The following is a 24,670-nucleotide window of genomic DNA, read 5'->3' on the forward strand; positions in this document are numbered from 1 at the left end:
GTGGCACCTCCTGGCCTAGAGCCCGCGACTGAGGGCGAGGCGGGGCAGAATTCCGAGCTCGGCGAGCGCCGGCAGCGGATCGTCGAGCGCCCAGACGGCGCCCACGTCGATCCCGCGCAACGACCGCAGGTAGTCCCAGAGGCGGAGCTGGCGCCGACTGATGTCGCGGAGTGCGTTCGGGACGTCGGTGGCGAGGCGTACCCATCGCACGCCGGCGCTGGCGCGGCAGGGCTGGACCGGCAGTCCCATCTGGTCCCGGTGCAGGAGCGCCGGGAAGTCGACGCCGGCTGCGGCACCGAGACCGTGGTAGCCCCACGTCCGGGCGTTGACGTCGAGCAGCTTGACCGCTCCGGTGCGCTCGTCGCGCTTGAACTCCAGCTCGACCAGGCCGTAGTAGTTCATCTCCCGAAGGAGTCGCAATGAGGGGGCTTCCAGCTCCGGCAGCTCGACCGTCTCGACGAACGTGCTGGCCCGGCCGAAGTCGGACGGGTGCTGACGCCGCCGTACGACTGTCATGCTGCCGACCGGTTCGCCGTCCTTGACGAACGCGCAGTAGGCGAGCTGTCGATCTCCGGCGCCGGGAACCAGCTCCTGGACGATCACTTCCTCGGCCGGGATGATCGCCGTGGCCTCGCGGAACTTCTGCACCAGCTCGGCCCGGTCGTTCGCGCGCCACGCCTTCGCTCCGGTGTCGTAGAAGAAGTGCTCCTTGATGGCGGGCTTGATGATCACCGGGCTGTCCAACGCGATCTCGGACAGGTCGGACTCGCTGCGCGGGAACCAGCACCGCGGCACCTCGATGCCGAGCCGCTCGGCCACCTGGTACGTCTGGCGCTTGTCCCAGGCGACCCGAACTGTCTCCCACGAGGGGGTCGGGACCCGGAAGGTGCGCGCCAGATCGTCCCGGTGCTGCGCGATCGCGGCCACGGTCTCCTCGCGCGTCGGGAACAGCACCCACCCGTCCAGCCCGAAGCGCCGCGCCGCTTCGTGCAGCGCGTCCGCCGTGGCCTCCGGGCTGCGCAACGTCGGCACCCGCATGGAATGTCGGACGTACCGTGATCTGGGGGCGATCGAGACCTCGTCGTCGAGGACCGCGACAGAAATGCCTCGTCGGCCCAGGCTTCGGGCGATACCGAGCCCTTGGTAGTCGCCGCCGATCACCAAAGCGCCCGGCGCGCCGCGGGGTCGGTCGTGCCGGCTGGACCGTCCGGTCTGCGTCGTGGTCATCAGGCCGCAGCCGCGTGGCGTGCCGAGCGTCGACTCGGTCGCCGCCGATCCTGCAACGCGACGGTCTTGGCGACCGCCTTGGAGCTGAACCAGCTGCCGGCCACGAAACGCATCACGGGCCCGAAGGAGCGGGCGGCAGGCGCACCCAGGAAGTGGAGGCCAGGCACGGACGACTCGAGACCGCGCCGGAGCACGGGATAGCCGTCGACACAGCGGACCTGTTCTGCCAGTGCGCGATCGAGGAACGAGTATCGCCGGATGTCGACGTCGTAGCCGGTGGCGAACAGCAGGTGGTCCACGCGACGACGGGTGCCGTTCGAGATCTCCAGGTCGAGCTGGTCGTGATGCGGTGTAGCGCGGGTCACCACCGCGCCCGGGGTGATGTGGGACAGGGGGAGGCGCGGCTTGAGCCACGATGCGCCGGCCGGCCGGATCGCTCGAGCGGCGATGACGTCGAACAGTGGTCGCGGGAACCGACGGAACACCTCCGGCGTCGCGACGAGCCGTGAGATGCCGATCGGTCCCACGTCGGTGGGCGCGTAGAACAGCGGAGCGAGGCGACCGAGGCCGTCGATCAAGCCGTCGCCGTGCAGCCAGTGCACTTGCGGATGCCTCGCGAGCACCTCGACATCGGCGCCGCCCTCGCGCATGAGAGCGGCTGATTCGAGCGCGCTCTGACCCGCCCCGATGATCGCGACGCTCTTGCCGCGGAACCTCTCGTAGTCACCGTGGTCGGCGACATGCGAGGCGAGCTCGCTCGGCAGCTGCCGCAGCATCGCCGGACGACGGGTGAACTCCGCGATACCGGTGGCCGCGAGGACGCGGGCCGCCCGCATCTGGGTGCCGTCGTCGAGCGTGAGCAGGAACCCGGATCCCTGGCGCTCGAGCCTGATGACGTGGCGGGGAATGACGTCGGGGGCGACGCGCTCCTGGTACCAGTGGCCGTACTCGATAAAGGTCGTGAGCTTCAGGTGCCGGTCGACGACGGCTTGGGTGTCGGCAGTGTAGCCCTCCATGGACAGGGGTCCGGTGACCTCACCGATCGACGAGCCGTTGCGGCGCGAGCGCATCCAGAGGCCCTTCGGCATGGTGTGCCAGAACGACATGGGGTCGCCGAGCACGCACACCTCACGGCCGGCGGCGCGCAGTCGCTCAGTCGCCCCCAGTCCGTGGGGACCGGCCCCGATCACCGCAATTTCTGTCTCGTCCATCGCCGACTCCGTCCTGATGTGAGGTGTCGTGGAGACAGGGCCTCACAGGTCTGTTTGGAGCGACGTTAGGCGCGGGCACAGGACGGCAGAATCCCACCATGGGACCATCTTTCCGACGCAATTGGCCCGATGACGAAAATTCGAACGAACGGCATTCGAGGAGCCTCGGCACGGCTGATCTGGGACCTAACCCTTCACCGCCCCCGCCGTGAGGCCGGCGATGACGTGTCGTTGGAACACGGCGTAGATGACCAGTTGTGGGAGCAGCACCAAGGTCGCGGCGGCCATCATGCCGCCGTAGTCGACGGTGTACTGCCCCTGGAACTTCGAAACCGCCAAGGAGACCGTTGCCAGGTCCGGGTTGTTGATCAGGATCGAGACGAACGGGAACTCGTTGAAGACGTAGACGACGTTGAAGATCAAGATCGTGGCGATCACGGGTCGCATGGTCGGCAGCACCACCGACCAGCAGATGCGGAACAGGCCGGCTCCGTCGATGATCGCGGCTTCCTCCAGCTCCTTCGGGAACTCGCGCAGGAACCCCGTCAGGAGCAAGGTGTTGAACGGGATCGATACCGCGATGTACGGCAGGATCAGCGCCGCGTAGGTGCCGAAGATGCCCAGGGCGAGGTCGATCCGGTAGATCGGGAACAGCAGGACGTAGACCGGTACGGCGAGGCCGGCGAGAAAGTAGAACCGAAGCGACGACCGGGCCGTGGGATGACGGAACACCATGCGAGTCAGCGCGTAGGACGCCATGAACGAGACGATCGCGCCGATGGTCACCGAGGCGAGCGCGACGATCAGCGTGTTCTTGTACATCTGCAACAGCGGGAGTGACGCCACGGCATTGCGGTAGTTGTCGAACGTCAGGGTCTTGATCGAGAACGGGTCCGACAGGATCGTGTCGCTCGGCTGCAGCGACAGGACCGTCACCCACAGGATCGGCAGCACGATGAGGAACGTGACCAGGTAGGCCGCCAGCCCCGTGAAGATCAAGCCTCGGCGTCGACGCGGCCGGGTGACCGGGCGAGGCCCGGCTGGGGGCGTTGAGATGGTCACGTCGCTCCTTGTTGTGTCGGGGGTGGCCGTGGGTGATGGGGTGATCACGCGAGGCTCCGGCGTCGCGCGGCGGCCAGGTACGCGAGCGAGGTGAGCGCGCCGAGCACGAAGATCACGACTGCGATGGCCATCCCGGAGCCGTAGCGCTGGTTGGTGAACGTGACGAAGTACATGTAGCTCACGAGCGTCTCCGAGCGGTGCACGGGCCCGCCGCCGGTCAGCATGTAGACGAGCTCGAAGATCTTGAAGACGTTCGTGATCAGCAGGACGGTGACGATGGCAAAGGTCTCCCGCATCATCGGAATGGTCACGTGCCGCAGCTGCTGCCAAGACGTGGCGCCGTCCAGCTTGGCGGCCTCGATGACATCGTTGGGGACGAGCTGGAGACCCGCGTAGAAGATGGTCATCGCGAAGCCGATGCTGCTCCAGACGAACACCAACGAGACCGAGTACGGAGTCAGGGAGTTGCCGCCGATCCATTGAATGGGTCCGACTCCGAGCGGCTCGAGGAGACGATTCAGCAGACCGATCTTCGGGTCGAGAATGAACACCCACATGAGTCCCACCAGGATCGGCGCGATGATCGCCGGCCCGAAGACCAGCGCTCGGAGGCCGCCGGCGAACGCGATCCTGCGACGAAGCAGCAGCGCGAGCGCGAAGGAGGACGGGATGAGGATGACCAGGCTGACGACGAGAATCACGACGGTGTTGCGCAGCGACTGCCAGAAGAACGGGTCATCCAGGAGTGCCGTGTAGTTGTCGATTCCGACGAACTTGGCGCCGCCGAATCCGGCGGAGTTGGTGAAGCTGTACGCGATCGCGTACCCAACTGGATAGACGAAGAACGCCGTGAAGAGTGCCAGTGCCGGCGCGAGCATCAGGGCGATCTTCCAACGGGAACTGACCCAGACCATGTGAACTCATTCCATGTCTTGATGCCGCCGGGGCGGCGCGTGTCTCGGGGTGCGCCCGGCCATCCGGGCGCACCCCGAGAATTGTCACTCGGCGTCGAGCGCTTTCTGGACCAGATCAACCGCCTGCCTGGGGGAGAGCTGATCCTGGATCACGCCGTAGATGCTGTCGTACATGGCGCTCGAGACCGCGGTCGACACCAGCAGGTCGGGCTGCGACTGTGGGCTCGCCAGCTTCGGGTCCCGGGCCACGTCCAGGGCCGACTTCAGCACGCTCTGCTTGGTGGCGTCGATCTTCGGCTCGTAGTCCGTGACCGGGGGCTGCCCGTTGTCGACCAAGAGCTGCTGTGCTGCGTCGCTGTAGTAGAAGCCGAGGAACTTCTTCACGGCCGCGAGCTTCTTGCTGTTGCCGGCGACCTTGTGGTCGACGACGAGCGGCGCCGACGCGACATTCATGACGATGTTCTGGTCGCCGACACCGTCGGCAAAGGTGGCGCCGTTCCAGAAGACGGTGTCGGCGGCGACCTGGGAGTCCTGGATGGCGCTGGACGCCCAGACGCCCGCGTCGAGCATCGCGGCCTTGCCCTTGAGGTACTGGTCGACGGCCTGCTGGTAGGTCTGCGTGGAGACGTTCGAGGCGAACGCGCCGGCATCACGGAGCTGGGCGATGTGCTCGTACATTCGCACGAAGTCGGCGTTGTCGTAGCTCTCAGATCCGTCGAGGATGGCATCGATCTTGTCCTCGAAGCCGAAGCGGTCGAGCCACACCAGGAAGGACCACACGCTGAAGGACGACTGGTTGGCACCGTCGGAGATCGTGACGATCCCTTTGCTCTTGAGCTTCTTCGCGACGTTCACGAGGTCGTCGAACGTGGTCGGTTGCTCCAGGCCGTTGTCGCTGAGGATCTTCTTGTTCACCCAGAGGCCGGTGAGCAGGCCCTGGTAGGGGACGCCGTAGATCTTGTCCTGGGCCGTGAAGTTGCTGACCGTGCTCTTCGGCAGATGTGGCGTGATGCCCAGGTCGTCGAGCGTCGGCTTGAGGTTCATGAGCTTGCCGGCCTTCAGCATGTCCTCGGCGGTCGCCTTGTAGACCCAGAACACGTCGGGCAGTGTGTCACTCTGAGCCGCGATCGAGAGAGCCTGGAGGTGCTCTGCGACGGCTTGGCCGCTGACCTCGACGTGGATGTCGGGATTGGCCTTCTCGAACGCTTTGACGATGGCCCACGTGGCAGGGTCGGCGGTCTTGACGTTCGGATTCTGCATCGACAGCGTGATCGTGGTCTTGCCGTCCTTGCTCTGGGCGTCGGTGGCGCTGCTGCACGCAGCGAGCGCGACGAGTGACGACACAGCCAGCACAACACCGGCAAGACGTTGCCGCCGGCCGGTGAACTTGCGACCAAACATGGCGTTTCCTTTACACGAGGTGGGTCGAGACGAGCGAAATCGAGTTCTGATCGAAACGTTTGCGCGAATCGTTTCGCACAATGTAGGTGACCCCCGTCACAGGTGTCAAGAGCCCTCGATCGATCAGTCCGCGGCCGCCGCGAAGACGTAATCCTCGCTCGACGAGCGCAGTTCCAGCCGTTGATTGAGCCGGGTGGTTCGTGGACTCGTTCCGGGCGTGGCCAGGCGCTCGATGAGCATGCCGACAGCAGCCATTCCCATCTCGAACGCGGGTTGCCGGACCGTGGTGATGGAAGGCCGGAACAGGTCCGAATGATTGAACCCGTCGAAGGTGGCGAAGGCGATGTCACCAGGCACCGAGATCCCAGCGTCCCGCAGTGTTTCGAGAGCGGCAACGGCGAGCGGGCTGCTGGCCGCGATGACACAGGTGGGATGCCCGTCCACCACTGCGGCTCGAAGAGCTTGCCGGATCTGAGTGTTGTCAGACCCCTCCAGGACGACGCTTTCGGCTGCTTCGGGGCCCGTCACCGCGTCCCGGAAGCCGGCGAGTCGCTCGATCAGCGTGGGCACGCGCGTGTCGCCGGCCACGACGACGAAGCTGCGGTGCCCCTGCGAGAGAAGGTGCGTCGCCAGTCGTCGCATGCTCTCGCGGTTGTCGGCCCCGACCTGATCACACGAAGCGCCGTCGAAGACTCGGTCGAGCAGCACAACCGGCGGCGTGTCAGCAGAAATCGCCTTCATGACTTCGGCCGATGACTGTGCGCACCGGGCGAGGATGAGCCCGTCGACTCGGCGGCCCAGCAACGTGTGGACGGCGCGGGTCTCGCGTTCCTGGTCCTCGGCAGAATTCGCAAGCACCAGGGTCAGGCCCTGTGCGGCGGCGGCCTGCTCCACACCGTGCACCATCTCGGCGAATGCCGGCTCGCCGGCGTCCGACACCACGAGACCGATGCTGTCCGTACGCGACCGACGCATCGCGCGGGCCAGCGTGTCTTGCCGGTAGCCGGTCTTCTCGATCGCGTCGAGCACCCTCTTGCGGGTCGCCGGCTGGACCTTTCGCGTGCCGTTCAGGACGTGCGAAACGGTTGAGGTCGACACCTGGGCCAGGCGGGCGACTTCCACGATCGTGGCCATATGTCTCCGTTCAAACGTTTCGGTCGTGGTCGCGGCAGCGCCGGCGGCCTTGATAGCGGTCAACATAGCGCGGAAGCAGCCGACGTTGCGTCGAGACGTTCGTCGTGTCTAGTATGCATCGACGCGCAAACGTTTCGATGCGCGCGTTCATACTCTCCGGGGGCTGCCCGCCCGCATGAAAGGACGATCATGACTGCAGAATTCGCTCCCAGCGGCCTCTTGGGGGACCTCACCAGGGCCCGCCCGGGGCGCTCCGCGCGGGCTTCGAGCTTCGACCAGACCGGACGCAACCGGGACAACTGGATCGTCATGCCCGGTGAGGAGCGGACGCTCGCCGACCTCGAAGGCCCCGGATTCATCACGCACATCTGGATGACGCAGTCCTGCCGGGTCCAGCCCGGACCCGGCCAGATCGACCCGACCGTCGTCGGGGTGCCGATGCTCGAGATCCACAACGCACTCGGGGTCAGCTGGGAGGTCGTCGACCCGGACTACTACCGCAAGGTGCTGCTCAAGATCTACTGGGACGACCAGGACGCCCCGAGTGTCATCGCGCCGCTGGGCGACTTCTTCGGGCTGATGAATTCGCTGTCGGGGAGCTACGACTCCCTCCCACTGTCGGTCTCGGCCAAGGAGTCAGAGCTCAACACCTTCGGGGGCAGCGCGGCGTTCAACAGCTACTTCAGGATGCCGTTCGGCAAGCGCGCTCGCGTCGTCGTGGAGAACCAGAACGACATCCCGTACCTGCAGTACTTCTACATCGACTACGAGCTGTCGCCGACCCCGTTGCCCGAGGACACGGTCTACTTCCACTCGCACTGGCGCCGGGCGCTGCCCAACGCGGGGTGGGGACCCGACCTTCAGGCCAACAGCATCGAGACCACGGTCGCCAACCTCGACGGCGCCGACAACTACGTCGCACTCGAGACTGAGGGCCGCGGCCACTATGTCGGCTGCACCCTCGCCGTGCGGCACTTCCAGGGCTCATGGTGGGGCGAGGGTGACGACATGATCTTCATCGATGACGACACGTGGCCGCCCAGCCTCCACGGCACCGGCATGGAGGACTACTTCGGACACGCCTGGGGCATGCAGCGCAACGCGTACCAGTTCAACGGCACGATCGTCCACGAGGAAGACGTGCCTGGCTTCCACCACAGCTACCGGTTCCACATGGTCGACCCGATCCGTTTCGAGAAGCGCATCAAGGTCACCTTCGAACACGGCCATGGCAACCACCTCTCCGACGACTGGTCGTCGACGGCGTACTGGTATCAAACTCTGCCTTCACCGGTGCTGCAGGTGCCTGACGTCGACCAGCGACTCCCGCTACGCCCGATCGACCGGATCATCGAGGCGCCGCTGCCGCCTTTGAACGACGAGCAGCGTGCCGCCCGCCAGCAGGCTGCGGAGCGGATGAGTACGTTCGTTGCCGCGCGGGATGCGCTTCGGGAGGAGCGTCGGGCGCAGATCGACGAGTGGGAGCGTGGCAACCTCGCCCAGGCTCGGGCCATCCGCCGCGCCTACGACGCGGGACGGGAGTGACGGACGTGCGACCCTCACTCCATTTCACCGCGCAGCGTGGCTGGATCAACGACCCGCACGGCTTGACGTTCCACAACGACACGTATCACCTGTTCCACCAGTACGTGCCGGACAGCATGGTCTGGGCGCCGAACTGTCACTGGGGCCATGCCACGAGCCCGGACCTGGTGAATTGGACGCACCATGATGTCGCGTTAGCGCCAGGCGACGGCGACGACGGCATCTGGACCGGTTGCCTCGTCAAGGACGGGGCGGAGACCCGCGTTCTCTACACCTCTGTCGCCGAGCCGAATCTCGGTCTTGGTCGAGTCCGAGTGGCCACTCCCAATGACGAGACCTGGGACTCGTGGACGAAGGGGGACATGGTCGTACGTGCCCCGGAAGACATGGACCTCATTGCCTATCGCGACCCGTTCGTCGCCCGTGACGGGTCGGGTTGGCGCATGTACATCGGCGCCGCCACTAGGGACGGTCAGGCTCTCGCCCTCACCTACACCAGCGACGACCTGCAGGCGTGGGCCTACGACGGTGTGGCACTTTCCCGCTCGACGCACGAGACCGATCCCGTCTGGATGGGTGCGCTGTGGGAGTGCCCGCAGATCTTCGAGGTCGACGGGCACTGGGTCATGGTGAGCTCGGTGTGGGACGACGACGTCCTTCACTACGTCGGATACGGCATCGGTGGTGCCGACTCGCAGGCCGACGGAAGATTCACTCCCGCGGACTGGGGCCAGCTGAGCTTCGGTGAGTCGTACTACGCTCCGTCGTTCTTCCGCGACCGAGAGCAACGACCGTGTTTGATGTTCTGGATGCGGGGCGTCAGTGACGTCGACCAAGGTTGGGCGAGCTGCCTCAGCGTGCCCTATCTTCTGTCGGCCCGGGACGGACGAATCGTCGCCGATCCTCATCCGGAGATCGCCGGGCGTCGCACCACGCGTCTTGGCGCGCGCGAGGCGGCTTCGGCGTTCGACCTTGAGTGGCTGCCGGCTCCGGCCGGCGACCAGCTGGTCCTGGCCGCCGATGCGGGCAAGACCGCATGTCTGACCGTCACCGACGGGGCTGTGACCTTGGAGCGCCCAGGCCGTGACGTCTGGTCGATGCCATGGTCAGGCGAAAAGCTGCGGGTGCTCGTCGACGGCTCGGTCATCGAGGTCTCGTCGACCGTGGGTGTCCTGGGCGGTGCCATCGAGCCCAGCACCACCTGGCACTCGGTCGTGGGGGAGTGCACGGCCTGGAGCCTCGGAGAATGAACGCGAGTCCGCCCACGACTGCTGGCGATCAGCCGACCATCCTGGTTGTCGGCGAGGCGCTCGTCGATGTCGTCGTCCGCCATGACGGCAGTCGTAGCGAGCATCGGGGCGGCAGCCCGGCGAATGTGGCGGTCGGACTCGGCAGGCTGGGGCATCCGGTCACACTCGCGACGTCACTTGGCGATGACCCGCACGGCCGAATGATCGACGCCGAGCTCACGGCGAGCGGAGTCGCCCTGGCGCCTGGTCTCTTCAACGATCGACCGACGTCGACGGCCACGGCCTGGCTGGACTCGCGCGGGTCAGCCCGGTACGACTTCGACATCGTCTGGGAGCCGCGCAGCCTGGACGTCCTGCCGAAGGCGTCGTTCGTTCATGCAGGCTCGATCGCCGCATTCCTCGAACCTGGTGCGGATGCGGTCGAGGCGCTGATCGGGAGTGTCGCAGCCTCGACGATCGTGACGTTCGATCCCAACATCAGACCACGACTCCTTCCAGACCGCGCGGCCGTGCTGGCGCGGATGGATCGTCTGCTCCCGCGATGCGACGTCGTCAAGGTCAGCGATGAAGACCTGGACTGGCTGCACCCGGGCGTGCCTCCGACTGAGGTCGCGCGACGGTGGATCAGCCTCGGTGTTCGGCTGGTCGTGCTCACCGCCGGGGCACGCGGATCGTTCGCTGTCCACGAGGCCGGGGAGGTCCAGGTCGCGTCCTCAGTCACGCAGGTGGTCGACACGATCGGCGCCGGAGACGCGTACATGTCGGGGTTGCTGGATGCCTTCGTGGCCGGGGCCCTGACGGGACGGGAGCCGAGCGAATCAGTTCGGAATCTGACCCTGGCTCAGGTGCGAATCTGCATGCAGCACGCCAACACGTCCGCGGCGATCACCGTGGGCCGGATGGGCTCCGAGCCACCCCTGCGGCATGAGCTTCCCAGCTTGATCCCCGCGAAGGTCTGACCACAGCTCTCGCGAATGTCTTCCGGCCTGAGCGTTCGTCTGCGAAACGTTTGTCTCGAATCGTGAGCAGTCTCAACCCCGTACTTGTGATCCAGGCCACAGCGGTTGTACGTTCTTCGCATGGAGAACGTCGAAACGTTTGCGCCATCACCTGGCGGCCCTGCCCACCTGTCTCGGCGTCGCCTGATCCAGGCCTTCGCCGCGACGCTGGTGGTGGCTCAGATCGGCGGCATGGGCGTCGGCGGGCCCGAGACGGCAACTGCGGTTGCTGCCACGACCCAGTCGCCGCCTGCGTACGACGACATCGTGGGCCTGCTCTGACCAGTCCTCTGAAGCCCGTTCTGCTCTCAATGTTCGATGAAAGGACCTCCCCATGGCACCCACCGTCTATGACGTGACGACCTGGCCTGCGAGCGTGTCGCCCTACAGCGACATCGGACAGGTGATCAACGAGATCATCGCCGACATCCACAGCGTGCAGACCAGCCCGACGACCCGGCCCGGTGCGGTGATCTACATCCCGCCGGGCCACTACACCCTCGAGACGACGGTGAACATTGACGTCGGGTTCCTGACCATCAAGGGGTCGGGGCACGGATTCATGTCCGAGGCCGTCCGGGACGGCACGGATCATTCGGCCTGGGTGGAGACCCTGCCCGGCTCGAGCCACGTGCAGATCGCGAACAGCGACCAGGTGGGCTTTCTGGTCAATCGGGCGACCGACCCGGGCGCGAACGGTCGGCTGAACTCGATCGTCTTCCAGGACTTCTGCATCGACGGGGTCAGTGCCAGCAAGCCGTACCTGCCCGGGAACGGCAAGACCGGCATCAAGGTGCAGTACGACTCCGACTCGCTGCGAGTCGAAGGCATGGGGTTCGTCTACCTCGCGAATGCGTTGGTGGTGCGCAACGCGGACGCGTTCAACATCACCAACAACTTCATCACCGAGTGCGGCAACGCGATTCAGCTCGTCAATGGCGCCATCGTCGGCAAGATCACCAACAACTACCTGATCACCCCGTGGGCCGGGAACTCCATCTTTCTGGAGAACAACGACAACTGCCTCATCAGCGGCAACAGCCTGCTCTGGGGCGCGCGGATCCAGCTCAAGAACGCCCACCGCACGCTGATCACCGGCAACAAGTTCGTCAGCAACTTCTCCGGGATGATCGTCCAGGAGGCTTCGTGCCACGAGCACCTCATCTCTGGAAACCATTTCAGGCGGATCTTCGGTGACGGAGGCCCCGCTCGCAACGACGATCTCTACGGGATGGTTCAGCTCAACGGCAATGACAACTCGGTCACGGCCAACACCTTTTCGTTCGACGTCCCGACGGCTGAGATCCTGCCGTCAGGTGCCACGCCCACGGTCGTGCTGGTGAAGGACGGGGATCGGAACTTCCTGGCCACCAACAAGCTCGTGGCGAACGTTCCCGTTCGGCACGTCCTGGACGGGAACTCCAGCGCCACCAAGGTGCTGTGGTCCGCCACGACTTCGCAGCTGCAGGACCTGACCGGCGGCGACATGTCCTTCGTTGCCACTCCCTGACATGAGGCGCCGACTGATCGCGCTCCTGGTGGCGGCGCTCGCGGCCGCCGGACTGGCGGTCCTGCCCGCGACGTCTCCCGCTGCGCAGGCGGGTACGCCGTCGGACTATCCCGAGTACCCGTACGCCGCCACCGACTACACCGAGGCGTTTCGCGGACAGTTCCACTTCAGTCCGCAGAGCGGATTCATGAACGACATCAACGCCCCGCTCTACTACCGGGGTGTCTATCACCTGTTCTTCCAGCACAATCCGCACGGGCTCGGGTGGGACACCATCCACTGGGGGCACGCGACCAGTCCCGACCTGGTGCACTGGACGCAACAACCGATCGCACTGGAGCCGGGCGTGCATGCCGGCAACCTCTGGTCGGGAGCGGGCTGGGTCGACGTCGACAACGTCACCGGGCTCAAGAAGGGAAACGACGACCCGATCCTGCTCTTCACCAACACCGAGGGCGTGAGCATCGCCTACTCGACCGATGGCGCGCGCACGTTCCAGATGTACAACGGCGGCGCCAAGGTCATCACCGACTCGACTGAAAGCCGTGACCCCAAGGTGCAGTGGGACGCTGCGAACAACCGCTGGGTCATGGTCACGTTCCGCGCCGGCACGGGTGCCGTCTTCTACACGTCCACCAACCTTCTCGACTGGACGTACCGTGGGACCTACGCCGCGAGCTGGTTCGTCGAGTGTCCCGATCTCTACCGCCTTCCCGTCGACGGGGGTGAGACCGAGAAGTGGGTGCTGCAGGATGCCAGCGGCGAGTACGTGATCGGCTCCCTGAACGCATCCGGAGTCTTCGTGTCCGACTGGGCGTCGCCTCAGCGGATGGAGTGGGGCAAGTCGGACGCCGCCTTCGCGCCGTCGGTCTGGTACGCCTCGCAGACCTTCAACCAGCTGCCCGCTGGCCGGGTGGTGCAGATGGGCTGGCAGCCCAGCAACGCCGGTGTCACGTGGACGGGCAACGCGTCGTTCCCGGTCGAGCTGGGACTCAAGACCTTCCCGGAGGGCATCCGGCTCACCCGCAACCCGGTCAGCGAGATAGCCGGCATCCGGTCGTCCACCCAGACCTGGGGCAGTCGGTCGATCACCACGAGCTCGTCGAGCGATCCGCTCACCGGCATCAGCGCGGACACGTACGAGTTGACCGCGGTGTTCTCGCTCGATGGAGCCACGGCGAGCGAATTCGGGTTCCGGCTGCATGCACGCGCCGATGGAACGAGCGATCGCACCGTGGCCTACGCGACCGCGACCCAGAGCCTCTATGGGATGGCGCTGCCGCCGATCTCGAACCAGGTCACCATCCGGCTCCTGGTGGATCGCGGTCAGCTCGAGGTGTTCGGCAACGACGGCAAGATGGTGTTCAGCGACAACGTCGAGTTCGATTCCTCTGCGGGGAGTCGCGGCATCAAGCTGTATGCGACGGGCGGATCGGTCACGCTGACGTCCCTCTCGTTCTCGCCCATCGAGTCCACCTGGGCGCCGGCCCCGGCGGGCCTCGCGCCGTCCGCGGCCATCGCGTCGACGGCGCATCAGGACATGTGTGTCGATCGTGACGTCGCGACCGGAAACGCGCAGCTGTGGAGCTGCCTGGGCAACGCCAACCAGACCTGGGCGCTCGACAGCTATGGGCAGCTGACGACCGGCGGGGTCTGCTTGCAGCTGCCGTCCGGACAGACCGCCAACCTGACCCTCGTCTCTGTCGCGGCATGCACCGGAGGGACGAATCAGAAGTGGCGCCAGGGCAACTTCGGATCGCTGATCAATCTCGCGTCGGGACGCTGCCTGGACGTGCCTGAGGCCGACTTCTCGAATGGGCGGCAGCTGCAGGTCTACGACTGCGTCGGCACCCGCAACCAGAGCTGGGTCGGCCCGCCATACTCGGCCGCGGCCGGACGGATCGCGTGGAACACGTCGACCTCGTGTGCAGATCGGGATGCGGCGACGGACACGGTGCAGATCTGGTCGTGCAACGGGCTGGCCAACCAGACGTGGCGACTGAATGCCGACGGGACTCTGACCAGCGGAGGAGCCTGCATGCAGCTGTCGCCGGGCTCGCTGGGCAACGGCGCGCTGGTCGGCAGTGCCGCCTGCTCGCCGACCGCGGCGAACCAGCGATGGAGCCGATTTGCGAACGGTCAACTGCGCAATGTCGCCGCGGGGAGGTGTCTCGACCTCGACTCGGGCAACACGACGAACGGCCGCCAGTTGATCGTGTGGGACTGCGTGGGCGGGCCCAACCAGACGTGGGCAGGACCGGCCTGAGCAGTCGCGCGCGCTGGACTCCGTCGGGCGCTGAGCGCCCTCCTCCCCGAATCCTGAACGCCGGGGGAGTTGCGCCGTGACCTCGCGTTTCAGACTGCGCCCCCGGCAGGACTCCGTCGGGCGCTGAGCGCCCTCCTCCCCGAATCCTGGACGCCGGGGGAGTTGCGAGGTGATCTTGCGGAAATCTGTGCGTCCCCGGCAGGACTCCGTCGGGCGCTGAGCGCCCTCCTCCCCGAATCCTGGACGCCGGGGGAGTTGCGAGGTGATCTTGCGGAAATCGGTGCGCCCCCGGCAGGATTCGAATCTGTCCTTGGACTGTGGTCATAATGCCTGTGTTGTATGTAATTTCAGGCTGAAACGCCGGTCACGAGGCGAATCGGGGGCCGACAAATTCGGACAGATCCGGACGGCAGGGTACGTATCTCTGCCCACGTTTCTGCCCACGAAAATGGGGGTGCGGAGATGGCAAGGTTGACGGATAAGCGCAAACGAGACCTGCGGATTGCGCTTGAGTTGTGGCTCCGTGAGCGAGGCGACGCCTTTGGCACGATTGAGCAACTTCCGTCGGGTCGTCTGCGAGCCCGGTACACCGTGGACTCTGGAAGATTCTCAGCCCCGACGACATACGACAATCTTACCGATGCTCGAGCGTGGTTGGAGGAACAGCGCAAGGCAGTGCTTGGCGGCTACTGGGTGGATCCAAAGAGGGTGGAGTCGGATGCCCGGCACGCCTCGACCAGCCTTAATGAGCTCTTTGAGATGTACATGGCGGAAGGTGATCTGAAGCCGCGGACAAGGGACCTGTACACGTCGCAATGGCGACGTCTCATCGAGCCGACTATAGGCGCCAAATCGGTCGTCACCCTCACGGCGTTGGACGTTGCGGAGTGGCGTAATGCACTGCCGCCAGCCCCGCGTCAGCGTGAGCAGGCGAATGATCTGCTGCGTGCGGTCTTGAACTTAGCGATTGAGCATGGCCGAATCGCAACAAATCCGGCGGTGACCACTCGTCGCAAGACGGCCGCAAGGCGAACACATCGACGCGATCCCGAGCGAACCTTCCGACTAACGCGCGAACAGGTCGCTGCACTGGCCGACGCGATGCAGCCGAAGTATCGCTTCGCAGTCCTGTTGTCAGCCGGCACAGGTGTGCGGATCGGCGAGCTAGCCGCTCTGCGGCGCAGCGACCTGACGATCATTCGCGACAAGGAAGGCAGGATCGTCCGAGCGCGGGTGCGAGTCGAAAGAGCGGTGACTCAGGCTAAGGGTGAGGACGGCAAGTTGAGGACATTCGAGGGCACACCAAAGACGGATGCTGGAATCCGCACGATCGCGCTGCCTTCTCGTCTGCACGATGAACTGGAAGCGCATCTGTCAGCACATGCGTTGCCAGGCAGGGATGGCCTCCTGTTCACCAGGCCAAGCGGCGACCACCTGACGCTGAGTGCGATCTACGGGGAGAAGCCCGGCTTGAAGCGTCACGGACGGGGGCGGAAGCCCACTCCGACTGAGGGCAGAGGATGGTGGCGAGCGCGCGTCGTGGCCGGCGTCCCCAAAGCGCGGTGGCACCTGCTGAGGCACACAGCAATCTCAGAGGCCGTCGACGCCGGAGCGCGTCCCGCCGACCTGCTCGCTCGCTTCGGGCACACGGACCTATCCACCTCTGCGATCTATCAGCACTCAGCGACGGAAGCCGACGACAATCTCGCCGACAGGCTGTGAAGTAGAGGCTGTGGGCTAACCAATCGGTTCGCGGCGAGGCTAGACGGGTGCAGTGACGCCCGAAAGCTGAGCGGGCGACGAAGGTGCCGCGGATTGCTAGTGGCTACGTTAGGCAATGCCAGAACGGAAATATGGGTGCCGTTGAAATCGACTTTCCGGCTAGGTTCATCGCCAGTTGCCGACCGGCTCCGAGTCAATAAACCGTTCGATCGACTCGATCTTGATCCGCAATGTCTTGCGACCGAGACGCACGGCCTCGAGTTGGCCGCTGGCAATGTAGCGCCGGACAGTGCGCGGTGAGACTGCGAGTGCTTCCGCAGCGTCGGCGAGCGACACGAGCCGACGTGTGACGGTACTGGTCATGGTGATCTCCTGGGTGGTAGCGACCTGGGCGGTCGCCGATGCTCCCCAAGGCCGAGGAGTGGCCGCGAGCGGCCACGTTCGTCGCCATTTTGTCAGGTTTGCCGACCCCTTAGCGTCGACGAGAGGTTGTACCTGTCAGCGTGTTTGGGCGTGCAGGATCGCGGGCGAGGCGGTTCACGTCGGCTATACGCTAACTGCGTGACGAACGAGGTGGACCCGACAGCGTTGCGCTCTGCTCGTCTCGCAAAGGGCCTGACTCAGAAGCAGCTGAGCGAGACCATCGGCGTCGCTGTCGAAGGCCGAGTTAGCACCTGGGAGCGCGGCCGGGCGACCCCCCACCCTCATCAGCTCCGGGCTCTTGCTGACGCACTGGGCGTACCCATCAAATCGATGTTGCGCCCCGTAGCCGACCAGCAGTACAACCTGCGCCGGCTGAGGATCGAGGCCGGCCTCAACCTCGAGGAGCTGGCTGCGCGGATTGACGTGCCAGTCCCGACGCTCAAGCGTTGGGAGCAAGGTCTGGTGCGGAAGCTGTCGGATCGAGCGCCGACGCGGGCAATCGCACGAGCGCTCGGCGTAGACATCGATCTCGTGCGCGATGCCTTGGACCGCAGCTCGCGGGAATAAGCGTTGGGCTACGTCAGCCGTGGCGGTGTTGATACTTCTGCCACTGGTGGTTTAGGATCGAAATGTGAAAGATTGGCCACTCGCCTCGCCTGTTTCGGCCTTGGTCAATAGGGGCTATGTGTCTTCGCTGTGGATTGGAATGCGAAGCAAAAACCGCTGGAAACGCTCTAGCCCCGGCTGGCAAATATGAGACAGACTGTGTAATAGCAAGGGGGGATCCACCGATGTCGATTTACTCGTCTGCTCGATGTCACGTAACTCAGGTCCGGGAGTCTGACGCCTTCTCAGAGCGGTATAGGAGACCCGCGGCTCAACCGCCGCAACCCACGATCGAGCCAACCAGTGCCCGCACCCTCGCCGCCTCCGTCGGGAGATCTAGCCGCAGGCGTCGCGCACCCATTGCAGTGTCAGTAATCGGGGTGGTCCTGATTGCCACTCTGGCCAGCTGCAACGACAGCGAGCCCGACCCTGTGCCCACCGCAACGAAGTCCGCCACCACGACACCGACATCTACGAAGGCCGCCTGGGAGTCGAAGTACAACGCGAAGGAGATCGCCGCCTACAAAGAGGCGCTTGCTCGCTATGAGGCCTACTTGAGCGAGTCGCAACCAGTCTGGGCCGCAGGAAGGGCCACCCCAGGAGCCAAGAAGCTCTTCCAGAAGTACTACATCCCGTGGACGGTGTACTGGAGGCAGCTGCAGCAGTTCGACAAGAGCGACATCCGTATCGCAAGAAACGCAAAGGTCCTCACTTCTGAGCCGACCAGGGTCAAGTTCGGCGGGGATGGAGCCACCGTCACCATCGAGCAGTGCGTCGACGCCACCAACATCGGCGCCACTCAAGGCGACAAGCCGCTCAAGAACGCGTTCGACAAGCCGCAGCTGAACGAAATCATCATGTCTCAGGTAGATGGACGCTGGTACTTAACTCAGCTCCCAGCAGCCCCCAAGGATCGGCCGTGCAACGGCTAGCCTTCGCGGCATCGGCTTTGCTGGTCGTCACGGCGACCTTTCCTTCGATTGCGCGGGCAGACGGAACCTGCCCTCCAGGGACGACCCCTCAGCCAGGCGGGCCAGCTGGAACGATCTGCATTCCTGTTGTCGACCCAGGCGGTGGCGGTGGAGGAGGCGGCGGGGGCGGTGGAGGAGGTGGTGGAGGCGGTGGAGACGACGCCTGCGAGTACGACGGAATCAGCCCGCAGCCACCGGCTAGCCATCCCGGCTGGGACGGCCATTCCCCGGACGAGGGGACCCTCTACCTCAAGGTCTGCCCAGGCACGGGCACGCCGACCTACGTATTCGTGCCGAACAACAACCCCCCACCAGATCCTGCGGACCTCGCGCGGCGTGCACTTGGGCAGATGCAACTCGCGACTCCAGGCGTGCACATGGCACCCAAGCCGCCAGCCAAGACGTATGTCGGTCTGGCCACATGGCTGTGGATGCCCCAGGCTCAGTGGTCGACTCTCAGGAAGTCTGTCGCCGCAGGTGCTACGAGAGTGACGGTTACGGCCGTGCCCGAGTCGGTCGCATGGGACATGGGACCGGCCACCAAGACATGCTACTCAGCTGGACGCGAGTGGACGGTCGGAAAGATGCCGAAAGGTTCCAAGACCAGCTGCTCGTACACCTACAAGCAGGTCTCGGACTTCGAGCCTGACAAGAAGTTCAAGGTCGCCGCGACGATCACTTACCAAGTCGACTGGACGTGCGCCGGCAACTGCACCATCGACGAAGGCACCCTCGGTCAGGTTCCCGGTCCGACCGGCAGATCGGCAATCCGAGTAAGCGAACGACAGTCAGTCGTAGTGGGAGGAAACAGCTAATGGCTACTTTGGTGGATCGCAAGAGCGCGAAGCGGGGGAGTGACAGCCCCGCTTCGATCCTGGCCGGGAGACGGGTCGACGACCGCTCCCTGCGGACGAGGCCGAAACGAACCGGGTTGCTCGTCGCGGCCGCGCTCATGGTTGTTGTCTTCGGCCTCGGCTTCGCGTTGCTGCTGTCGCAGGCTGGCGAGAAGACGTCCGTCCTGACGATTCGCGAACCCGTGTCCAAAGGCCAAGTCGTCGAGCGCGAGAACTTGGCCCCCAAGCAGGTGTCGGGTGCAGCTGGTGCGATTGAAACAGCTGACGCCGGAACCGTGATCGGTAAGACCGCTGCCGTGGACCTAGTTGCGGGGCAGATCCTGAACCGCGACATGATCACCGGCGACCCCATCCCAGGCAAGGGCAAAGCCACAGTCGGCCTATCGCTCGATCCGTCCCGGGTCCCTTCAGCCGGTCTCAAGCCGGGCAGCGTCGTCAACGTGGTCGCTGTGCCAGACGGCGAGAGCGGCGGCCCGGAGGACGCGCTCAACACACCACCATTGTTGGCTGAGGCCGCGGAGGTCTACTCCGTCGACGGCGCTGCGAAGGAAGGCGGCGGGCTGCTCGTCACGCTCATCGTCGACGCAAGTGAATCGGCCAGGCTCGCCGCCTACTCGACCAGCAACCGCGTGGCGGTCGTGGAGACCTCTGCCTCAGATGAGGCTCAGTGATGTTGGTTTCTGTCTGCTCGAGCAAAGGAGCGCCGGGTGTCACCTCGACGGCGCTGACCTTGGCCGCGGTGTGGCCGCGGCCGGTGGTGCTCGTCGAGGCCGATCTCACTGGCGGAGACCTGGCATTCCGTTGCCGCTCTGCTAGCGGTGGTCCGCTGTCGGCGACGCCGAACCTGCTGGGTGTAGCGGCAGCTGTGGGCGGAACCAGTGGCGGTGTCCTAGTGGAGTTCGGCCAGGAGCTCGCCTGCGGGGTGCGGATCATCCAGGGTGTCGCCTCAGCTGCCCAAGGTCGCGGACTGGCTAGTCTTTGGGGTCCGATCGCTCATGCGTGCGTTGAGGCCGACGTCGACGTGATCGCCGACCTGGGACGACTGGACCGCAGTACCGCCACCCTGCCGTTGGCGGCCGCCTCCGACCGGCTCCTGGTTGTCGGAACCCCATCCTTGGAGTCGGTGATACACACCCGCGAGACGCTCATGGAGCTCGCTGGCGCACTCGGGCCGGACCTGTCGGGCGTACGGTTAGTCCCGATCATCATCGGCGCATCCCGTCACGCGCAGGCGGATCGAGCCGACGTCGACCAGGTGATGGCCGCAGCCGGCGTCCTGGCCGGCTCCGCGATGCACCTACCGCTGGACCGCCCAGCCCTGGCGCGTCTGGAAGGCGGCGACGCCCCGAGCGGCCGACTGGCCAAGACGCTGCTGACGCGCGCAGCTCAGGGCGTCGCAGGCGAGATCTCACAGACCAGGGCGATGGGAGTTCGCTCATGATCGACATGGACTTGGTCAGGACCCTTCACCAAGCCGTCGGTGACCGCATCCAGCTGGAGCAGAACCGCCGACGCTCAAACGGTACGTCCCCCCTCGCCGGCGAAGCTGAACGGCAGTTCGCTCGAGCTGCCATCGGCGACATGGTCCGCGCCCACAACGAAGCCCGGCTCAGCCGCGGCGAGCAAGTCATGGACCGCGAGGTCGACGCGGAGATCTCCGACGCCATCTTCGCCCGTATCTTCGGAGCCGGCCGGCTGCAGAGGCTCCTGGATGACGACGAGATCGAGAACATCGACATCAACGGTTGTGACGAGGTCTGGGTCACCCGCACCGATGGCAAGTTCCGCATGGAAGAGCCGATCGCGGAATCCGATGAGGAGCTGATCGAGCTCGTTCAGACCCTCGGCTCGTATGCCGGTTTGTCCTCTCGCCCGTTCGACTCGGCCAATCCCACTCTGGATTTGAAGTTGCCTGACGGGTCGCGCCTCGCCGCGACCATGTCCGTGACCGCACGCCCCCAGGTGTCTGTTCGCCGTCACCGATTCAAGAAGGTCGAGTTTTCCGACCTCATCGGCAACGGCACCCTCAGCGCAGAGGTTGCCGAGTTCCTGACCGCTGTCGTCAAGGCCCGGTTCAATGTGGTCATCGCTGGCAGCATGAACGCGGGCAAAACGACGCTGTTGCGGGCTCTCGCTGCTGAGATCGGCCCGGAGGAACGGCTCATCACAGTTGAGAACGCGCTCGAGCTGGGACTGAAGGCCGACGTCGAGCGCCACCCCAACTGCGTCGAGCTGGAGACCCGGTCGGCCAACCCAGAAGGCCACGGCGAGATCGCGCTCCCAGAGCTGCTGCGCAGGACGCTTCGCATGAACGCCTCACGTGTCATCGTCGGCGAGGTCCTCGGGCCGGAGATCGTGGTCATGCTGAACGCAATGACCCAGGGCAACGACGGGTCGCTGTCGACCATCCACAGCCGCTCGGCACGTGACGTGTTCGGCCGCATCTCCACCTACGCGCAGCAGGCCCACAGCCTGTCCCGCGACGTGGTGCACGAGATGATCGCCGGCGCGATCGACTTCGTCGTCTACGTCTCTCAGGACCGGGTCACGGGTCGGCGCACGGTGCAGACAATCCTTGAGGTCAACGGCTATGACGCACAGGTCGGTGTGGCTGCCTCGGAGATCTTCGCGCCGGACCATGAGGGCCACGCGGTGCGGGTGCCCGACATCGCGATCGCCAGGTCAGCGCAGCTGATGGCCGTTGGTTGGCAGCCACGCACCGGCTCTACTGAGACCAGGTGGTCGGCATGACCGATGACGCGCTGCTGGGCCTGTTGCTCGGCGTCGGCATGGCTGGCGGGATCGTCCTGGTGGTCGCCGCATGGAACGGGTGGCTTTCCGAAAGGAGCGCCCACTCGACCAAGCGCACCGAGCTCCTCTCACGCTGGAGCCGGGAAGTACGTCGACGTGCAGCCATCGCCGCGGCGGTCGCGGCCGTGGTCGGCCTGGTCACCAGGTGGCCGATCGCGGTCATCGCGGCCGGTGTGCTGACCTGGTTGTGGCCCGCGATGTTCGGAGGGGCTAAGGCCAGCGCTGCTCAGCTGGAGCGGTTGGAAGGCGTGGCGACCTGGACTGAGTCATTGCGTGACACCATCGCCGGCAGCATCGGCCTGGAACAGGCCATCACCCACTCACTTGACGCCGCGCCTGCGATCGTCCAGGCGCCGTTGCAGAGGCTGGTCGGACGGCTTCGGGCCCACGTGCCCCTGCCGCTGGCTCTGAGCGGATTCGCCGAAGAGTTTGACGACGCCTCGGTCGACCTGGTCGCCGCGGCGCTGATCCTGAACTCTCGTCTCCGCGGCTCCGGACTCGTGGGCACGTTGACGGCACTGGCGGACAGCGCGCGCGAGGAGCTCGAGATGCGCCGCAAGATTGAAGAGGGCCGCAAGGTCCTGCGCCGGGCAGCGGCGATCATCGTCGGCGTCACCGCGGCGTTCGCCGGCGGGTTGGTCCTGTTCTCGCGCACCTATGTGGAGCCGTACTCCACGCCAGGAGGTCAAGTGATGCTCGCGATCGTCATCGGCGTCTTCGCCACAGGGTTCATCTGGATCAAGAAGGCATCTGGCGCCAAGACTCCCGAGCGGTTCCTGGCCGGGGCTGACCAGCTCGCGGCAGCTACGGCGACTGTGGGGGGTGAGCGCCGATGACGCTCGCGATCCTGTGCGGTGCCGGCTTCGGCGTCGCCCTGCTGCTGCTGGTGCTGGTACTCGTCCCGCCGCGTACCGATCTTGCGGCCGCGGTGGGACGTTGGGAGTCCCAGCGCCAGTACAAACCCACCGCGACAGCCGTCGAGGCCGCAGCGGACCTCAGGGCACGGTTGGGGGAGTACCTCGTGCGCGAGCTTCGACAGCGCGGGATCTCGATGTCCAAGGTCCGCACCGATCTGGAGCTCGTCGGTAAGACGCTCGAGGAGCACCTGACCCGCAAGGTTCTCCTCGCCGTGTTCGGACTGGCGCTGCCGACCCTGCTGAACGCCACCTTGGCCCTGGCTGGCCTGCACATGCCCTGGTCCATCCCGGCACTATTCGGACTCTGCCTCGCCGCGGTGTTCTTCGTGCTGCCCGACGTCGCCGTAGCCCAGGAAGCTCGCGCACGTCGCGACGATCTGCGCCGGGCGCTGTCGTGCTACCTCGACCTGGTCTCGATGAGCCTCGCCGGCGGCCGCGGCATCCCCGAAGCGCTGCCCACCGCGGCGCAGATCGGCCAGGGCTGGGCATTCGAGCTCATCGCCGAAACCATCTCGCGAGCCCGCTACGCCGGCACCACACCGTGGGAGGCTTTCGCCGACCTCGGCACCCGGATCGACCTGCCGGAGCTTCGAGATCTCGGCGGGGCATTGACGCTGGTGGCCGACGACGGCGCGAAGGTCCGCCAGTCGCTGACCGCCCGTGCAGCCACTCAACGCCGGCGTCAGCTGGCCGAGGCCGAGGGTCACGCCGAGAAGGGCGACCAGTCGATCGGCATCGCCCAAGTCGTCCTGGCGATCGGATTCCTGCTGTTTCTGTCCTACCCGGCCGTCATCAACGTCCTAGTTCTCTAACACCACCACGAAGGGGATCACCATGATCGAAGTCCAAGTGTTGAAGGCCTGGCTCTTGGCCAAGGCCGACGAACAGGTGCAGCGGCGTGATGAGCGCGGCGACATCACCCAGACCGTCATCCTCGTCGCGCTGTTTGCCGCCGCGGCGATCGCCATCTCCGCGATCATCATCAACAAGTTCACCGGCAAGGCCAACTCCATCCCGACTGGCTGAACACTGATGATGAAACAGCGGGTTCGAGACGAGCGTGGGGCGGTGTCGATCGTCCAGGTCGTCCTCATCGCGCCTGCGCTGCTGCTCGTCCTGATGTTCATCGTTCAGTACGCGCTGGTCGCGCACGCCCAGTCCGTGGCCGAGGCCGCAGCCGAAGAGGGCGCATCCGTCGCTCGCAGGGCCCATGGCAACGAGGCCGGCGCGCAGGCTGAGACGGTCAGGTACCTCAACGCTCTCGGACCCAAGATGCTCACCGAGCGGTCGATCTCGGTGAGTCGCACCCAGGTAACCGCCACGGTGACCGTGACCGGGAACGTGATCTCCTTGGTCCCAGGCATCCACCCGAAGGTGCGCGAGACCTCCTCCGGGCCGGTCGAGCGGTATGTCCCCCCAGTCGAGGACGGGTCATGAAGACGCGTCAGGAGGAGGAGGGGGCCGCTGCGGTCGAGTTCGTGCTGATCGTGCCGGTACTGGTCTGTGCGTTTCTCCTGGTCGTCGGGCTGGGTCGCATGGCTCATGCCCGCCAACAGGTCGAGAGTGTTGCCGCGGACGCGGCCCGGGCCGCGTCGCTCGAGCGCAACACCAGCCAGTCGACCGCGGTTGCCCGGTCGACCGCGATCGCGGCGTTGGGTGACCGGGGCGTGTCGTGCCAGAACCTCGACCTCAATGTCGACATTTCCGACTACAGGCCCGGTGGAACGGTCAGGGTGCGGGTCAGCTGCACCGCGAGCCTGGGCGACGTCGCCTTGTCGGGTCTGCCAGGGCAACGCGTGTTCACCGCGAACGCGACCGTGCCGATCGAGTCGTACCGATCCAGCTGAA

The 24,670-nt window shown here is 65.6% G+C and carries 24 protein-coding genes; 17 read left to right on the forward strand and 7 right to left on the reverse strand.

Going from position 1 to position 24,670, the window contains the following annotated elements; translation table 11 throughout:
* Positions 1-15: 15 nt before the first annotated feature.
* The 6 genes from ESP70_RS10290 to ESP70_RS10315 form a co-directional block, all read right to left on the reverse strand.
* Positions 16-1,227 (reverse strand): carboxylate--amine ligase, encoded by a 1,212-nt coding sequence (locus ESP70_RS10290; RefSeq protein WP_149689175.1) that lies wholly within the window; start codon positions 1,225-1,227, stop codon positions 16-18.
* Positions 1,227-2,438, reverse strand: coding sequence for an FAD-dependent oxidoreductase (locus ESP70_RS10295; RefSeq protein ID WP_149689176.1), 1,212 nt, complete (start codon positions 2,436-2,438; stop codon positions 1,227-1,229). The genes ESP70_RS10290 and ESP70_RS10295 overlap by 1 nt, the downstream gene beginning before the upstream one ends.
* Positions 2,439-2,624: 186 nt before the next feature.
* Positions 2,625-3,500 carry a carbohydrate ABC transporter permease gene (locus tag ESP70_RS10300; RefSeq protein WP_149689177.1) on the reverse strand — a complete coding sequence of 292 codons (876 nt, stop codon included), beginning with the start codon at positions 3,498-3,500 and terminating at the stop codon, positions 2,625-2,627.
* A gap of 44 nt (positions 3,501-3,544) precedes the next feature.
* Positions 3,545-4,414 (reverse strand): carbohydrate ABC transporter permease, encoded by an 870-nt coding sequence (locus tag ESP70_RS10305; RefSeq protein ID WP_149689178.1) that lies wholly within the window; start codon positions 4,412-4,414, stop codon positions 3,545-3,547.
* Positions 4,415-4,498: 84 nt separating this feature from the next.
* A complete protein-coding gene (locus ESP70_RS10310) occupies positions 4,499-5,815 on the reverse strand; it encodes an ABC transporter substrate-binding protein (RefSeq protein WP_149689179.1) in 1,317 nt (438 codons plus the stop codon).
* 123 nt (positions 5,816-5,938) lie between these two features.
* On the reverse strand, positions 5,939-6,949 hold the full coding sequence (locus tag ESP70_RS10315; protein WP_149689180.1) for a LacI family DNA-binding transcriptional regulator: 1,011 nt from the start codon (positions 6,947-6,949) through the stop codon (positions 5,939-5,941).
* A 189-nt stretch (positions 6,950-7,138) separates the two neighbouring features.
* Here ESP70_RS10315 and ESP70_RS10320 point away from each other — a divergent pair, with 189 nt between their 5' ends.
* From ESP70_RS10320 to ESP70_RS10350, 7 genes are all read left to right on the forward strand, one after another.
* Positions 7,139-8,494, forward strand: a complete 1,356-nt coding sequence (locus tag ESP70_RS10320) for a glycoside hydrolase family 172 protein (protein WP_149689181.1) — start codon at positions 7,139-7,141, stop codon at positions 8,492-8,494.
* Positions 8,495-8,499: 5 nt separating this feature from the next.
* Positions 8,500-9,744 carry a glycoside hydrolase family 32 protein gene (locus ESP70_RS10325; RefSeq protein ID WP_149689182.1) on the forward strand — a complete coding sequence of 415 codons (1,245 nt, stop codon included), beginning with the start codon at positions 8,500-8,502 and terminating at the stop codon, positions 9,742-9,744.
* On the forward strand, positions 9,741-10,703 hold the full coding sequence (locus ESP70_RS10330; RefSeq protein ID WP_188110577.1) for a carbohydrate kinase family protein: 963 nt from the start codon (positions 9,741-9,743) through the stop codon (positions 10,701-10,703). Before ESP70_RS10325 ends, ESP70_RS10330 begins: the two co-directional genes overlap by 4 nt.
* A gap of 120 nt (positions 10,704-10,823) precedes the next feature.
* Entirely contained in the window at positions 10,824-11,024 is a 201-nt protein-coding gene (locus ESP70_RS10335) for a hypothetical protein (RefSeq protein WP_149689184.1), read from the forward strand.
* Positions 11,025-11,076: 52 nt separating this feature from the next.
* Entirely contained in the window at positions 11,077-12,252 is a 1,176-nt protein-coding gene (locus tag ESP70_RS10340; RefSeq protein ID WP_149689185.1) for a NosD domain-containing protein, read from the forward strand.
* 1 nt (position 12,253) lies between these two features.
* A complete protein-coding gene (locus tag ESP70_RS10345) occupies positions 12,254-14,518 on the forward strand; it encodes a ricin-type beta-trefoil lectin domain protein (RefSeq protein WP_149689186.1) in 2,265 nt (754 codons plus the stop codon).
* Positions 14,519-14,980: 462 nt separating this feature from the next.
* Positions 14,981-16,240 (forward strand): tyrosine-type recombinase/integrase, encoded by a 1,260-nt coding sequence (locus ESP70_RS10350; RefSeq protein WP_149689187.1) that lies wholly within the window; start codon positions 14,981-14,983, stop codon positions 16,238-16,240.
* 165 nt (positions 16,241-16,405) lie between these two features.
* On the opposite strand, the gene ESP70_RS10355 is transcribed toward ESP70_RS10350, so the two are convergent.
* On the reverse strand, positions 16,406-16,603 hold the full coding sequence (locus ESP70_RS10355; protein ID WP_149689188.1) for a helix-turn-helix domain-containing protein: 198 nt from the start codon (positions 16,601-16,603) through the stop codon (positions 16,406-16,408).
* A 198-nt stretch (positions 16,604-16,801) separates the two neighbouring features.
* On the opposite strand from ESP70_RS10355, the gene ESP70_RS10360 reads away from it, so the two are divergent.
* The 10 genes from ESP70_RS10360 to ESP70_RS10410 all read left to right on the forward strand — a co-directional run bounded on the left by ESP70_RS10360 (position 16,802) and on the right by ESP70_RS10410 (position 24,669).
* Entirely contained in the window at positions 16,802-17,230 is a 429-nt protein-coding gene (locus tag ESP70_RS10360) for a helix-turn-helix domain-containing protein (protein ID WP_149689189.1), read from the forward strand.
* 419 nt (positions 17,231-17,649) lie between these two features.
* On the forward strand, positions 17,650-18,201 hold the full coding sequence (locus ESP70_RS10365; protein ID WP_149689190.1) for a hypothetical protein: 552 nt from the start codon (positions 17,650-17,652) through the stop codon (positions 18,199-18,201).
* A gap of 865 nt (positions 18,202-19,066) precedes the next feature.
* Positions 19,067-19,765, forward strand: coding sequence for an SAF domain-containing protein (locus ESP70_RS10375; RefSeq protein WP_188110578.1), 699 nt, complete (start codon positions 19,067-19,069; stop codon positions 19,763-19,765).
* Complete coding sequence (locus tag ESP70_RS10380) at positions 19,765-20,535, forward strand: CpaE/TadZ family protein (RefSeq protein ID WP_149689192.1); 771 nt, start codon at positions 19,765-19,767, stop codon at positions 20,533-20,535. Before ESP70_RS10375 ends, ESP70_RS10380 begins: the two co-directional genes overlap by 1 nt.
* Positions 20,532-21,845: a TadA family conjugal transfer-associated ATPase gene (locus ESP70_RS10385; RefSeq protein ID WP_149689193.1), complete on the forward strand. Its 1,314-nt coding sequence runs from the start codon at positions 20,532-20,534 to the stop codon at positions 21,843-21,845. Before ESP70_RS10380 ends, ESP70_RS10385 begins: the two co-directional genes overlap by 4 nt.
* Positions 21,842-22,741, forward strand: coding sequence for a type II secretion system F family protein (locus ESP70_RS10390; RefSeq protein ID WP_149689194.1), 900 nt, complete (start codon positions 21,842-21,844; stop codon positions 22,739-22,741). Before ESP70_RS10385 ends, ESP70_RS10390 begins: the two co-directional genes overlap by 4 nt.
* A complete protein-coding gene (locus ESP70_RS10395; RefSeq protein WP_149689195.1) occupies positions 22,738-23,634 on the forward strand; it encodes a type II secretion system F family protein in 897 nt (298 codons plus the stop codon). The genes ESP70_RS10390 and ESP70_RS10395 overlap by 4 nt, the downstream gene beginning before the upstream one ends.
* 22 nt (positions 23,635-23,656) lie before the next feature.
* Positions 23,657-23,848, forward strand: coding sequence for a hypothetical protein (locus ESP70_RS10400; protein ID WP_149689196.1), 192 nt, complete (start codon positions 23,657-23,659; stop codon positions 23,846-23,848).
* 42 nt (positions 23,849-23,890) lie between these two features.
* On the forward strand, positions 23,891-24,259 hold the full coding sequence (locus tag ESP70_RS10405) for a TadE/TadG family type IV pilus assembly protein (protein WP_188110579.1): 369 nt from the start codon (positions 23,891-23,893) through the stop codon (positions 24,257-24,259).
* Positions 24,256-24,669 (forward strand): TadE/TadG family type IV pilus assembly protein, encoded by a 414-nt coding sequence (locus ESP70_RS10410; RefSeq protein WP_149689198.1) that lies wholly within the window; start codon positions 24,256-24,258, stop codon positions 24,667-24,669. Before ESP70_RS10405 ends, ESP70_RS10410 begins: the two co-directional genes overlap by 4 nt.
* Position 24,670: the final 1 nt, after the last annotated feature.

The organism is Aeromicrobium ginsengisoli, from assembly GCF_004134905.2.
Taxonomy (GTDB): domain Bacteria; phylum Actinomycetota; class Actinomycetes; order Propionibacteriales; family Nocardioidaceae; genus Aeromicrobium; species Aeromicrobium ginsengisoli.

Excerpts from the sequence above, each read along its gene's own strand:
- ESP70_RS10315 (WP_149689180.1), bottom strand. The coding sequence starts at position 6,949 with ATGGCCACGATCGTGGAAGTCGCCCGCCTGGCCCAGGTGTCGACCTCA.
- ESP70_RS10400 (WP_149689196.1), top strand. The coding sequence starts at position 23,657 with ATGATCGAAGTCCAAGTGTTGAAGGCCTGGCTCTTGGCCAAGGCCGAC.
- ESP70_RS10350 (WP_149689187.1), top strand. The coding sequence starts at position 14,981 with ATGGCAAGGTTGACGGATAAGCGCAAACGAGACCTGCGGATTGCGCTT.
- ESP70_RS10295 (WP_149689176.1), bottom strand. The coding sequence starts at position 2,438 with ATGGACGAGACAGAAATTGCGGTGATCGGGGCCGGTCCCCACGGACTG.
- ESP70_RS10335 (WP_149689184.1), top strand. The coding sequence starts at position 10,824 with ATGGAGAACGTCGAAACGTTTGCGCCATCACCTGGCGGCCCTGCCCAC.
- ESP70_RS10390 (WP_149689194.1), top strand. The coding sequence starts at position 21,842 with ATGACCGATGACGCGCTGCTGGGCCTGTTGCTCGGCGTCGGCATGGCT.
- ESP70_RS10310 (WP_149689179.1), bottom strand. The coding sequence starts at position 5,815 with ATGTTTGGTCGCAAGTTCACCGGCCGGCGGCAACGTCTTGCCGGTGTT.
- ESP70_RS10345 (WP_149689186.1), top strand. The coding sequence starts at position 12,254 with ATGAGGCGCCGACTGATCGCGCTCCTGGTGGCGGCGCTCGCGGCCGCC.
- ESP70_RS10355 (WP_149689188.1), bottom strand. The coding sequence starts at position 16,603 with ATGACCAGTACCGTCACACGTCGGCTCGTGTCGCTCGCCGACGCTGCG.
- ESP70_RS10380 (WP_149689192.1), top strand. The coding sequence starts at position 19,765 with ATGTTGGTTTCTGTCTGCTCGAGCAAAGGAGCGCCGGGTGTCACCTCG.
- ESP70_RS10410 (WP_149689198.1), top strand. The coding sequence starts at position 24,256 with ATGAAGACGCGTCAGGAGGAGGAGGGGGCCGCTGCGGTCGAGTTCGTG.
- ESP70_RS10340 (WP_149689185.1), top strand. The coding sequence starts at position 11,077 with ATGGCACCCACCGTCTATGACGTGACGACCTGGCCTGCGAGCGTGTCG.
- ESP70_RS10305 (WP_149689178.1), bottom strand. The coding sequence starts at position 4,414 with ATGGTCTGGGTCAGTTCCCGTTGGAAGATCGCCCTGATGCTCGCGCCG.
- ESP70_RS10320 (WP_149689181.1), top strand. The coding sequence starts at position 7,139 with ATGACTGCAGAATTCGCTCCCAGCGGCCTCTTGGGGGACCTCACCAGG.
- ESP70_RS10385 (WP_149689193.1), top strand. The coding sequence starts at position 20,532 with ATGATCGACATGGACTTGGTCAGGACCCTTCACCAAGCCGTCGGTGAC.
- ESP70_RS10395 (WP_149689195.1), top strand. The coding sequence starts at position 22,738 with ATGACGCTCGCGATCCTGTGCGGTGCCGGCTTCGGCGTCGCCCTGCTG.
- ESP70_RS10290 (WP_149689175.1), bottom strand. The coding sequence starts at position 1,227 with ATGACCACGACGCAGACCGGACGGTCCAGCCGGCACGACCGACCCCGC.
- ESP70_RS10330 (WP_188110577.1), top strand. The coding sequence starts at position 9,741 with ATGAACGCGAGTCCGCCCACGACTGCTGGCGATCAGCCGACCATCCTG.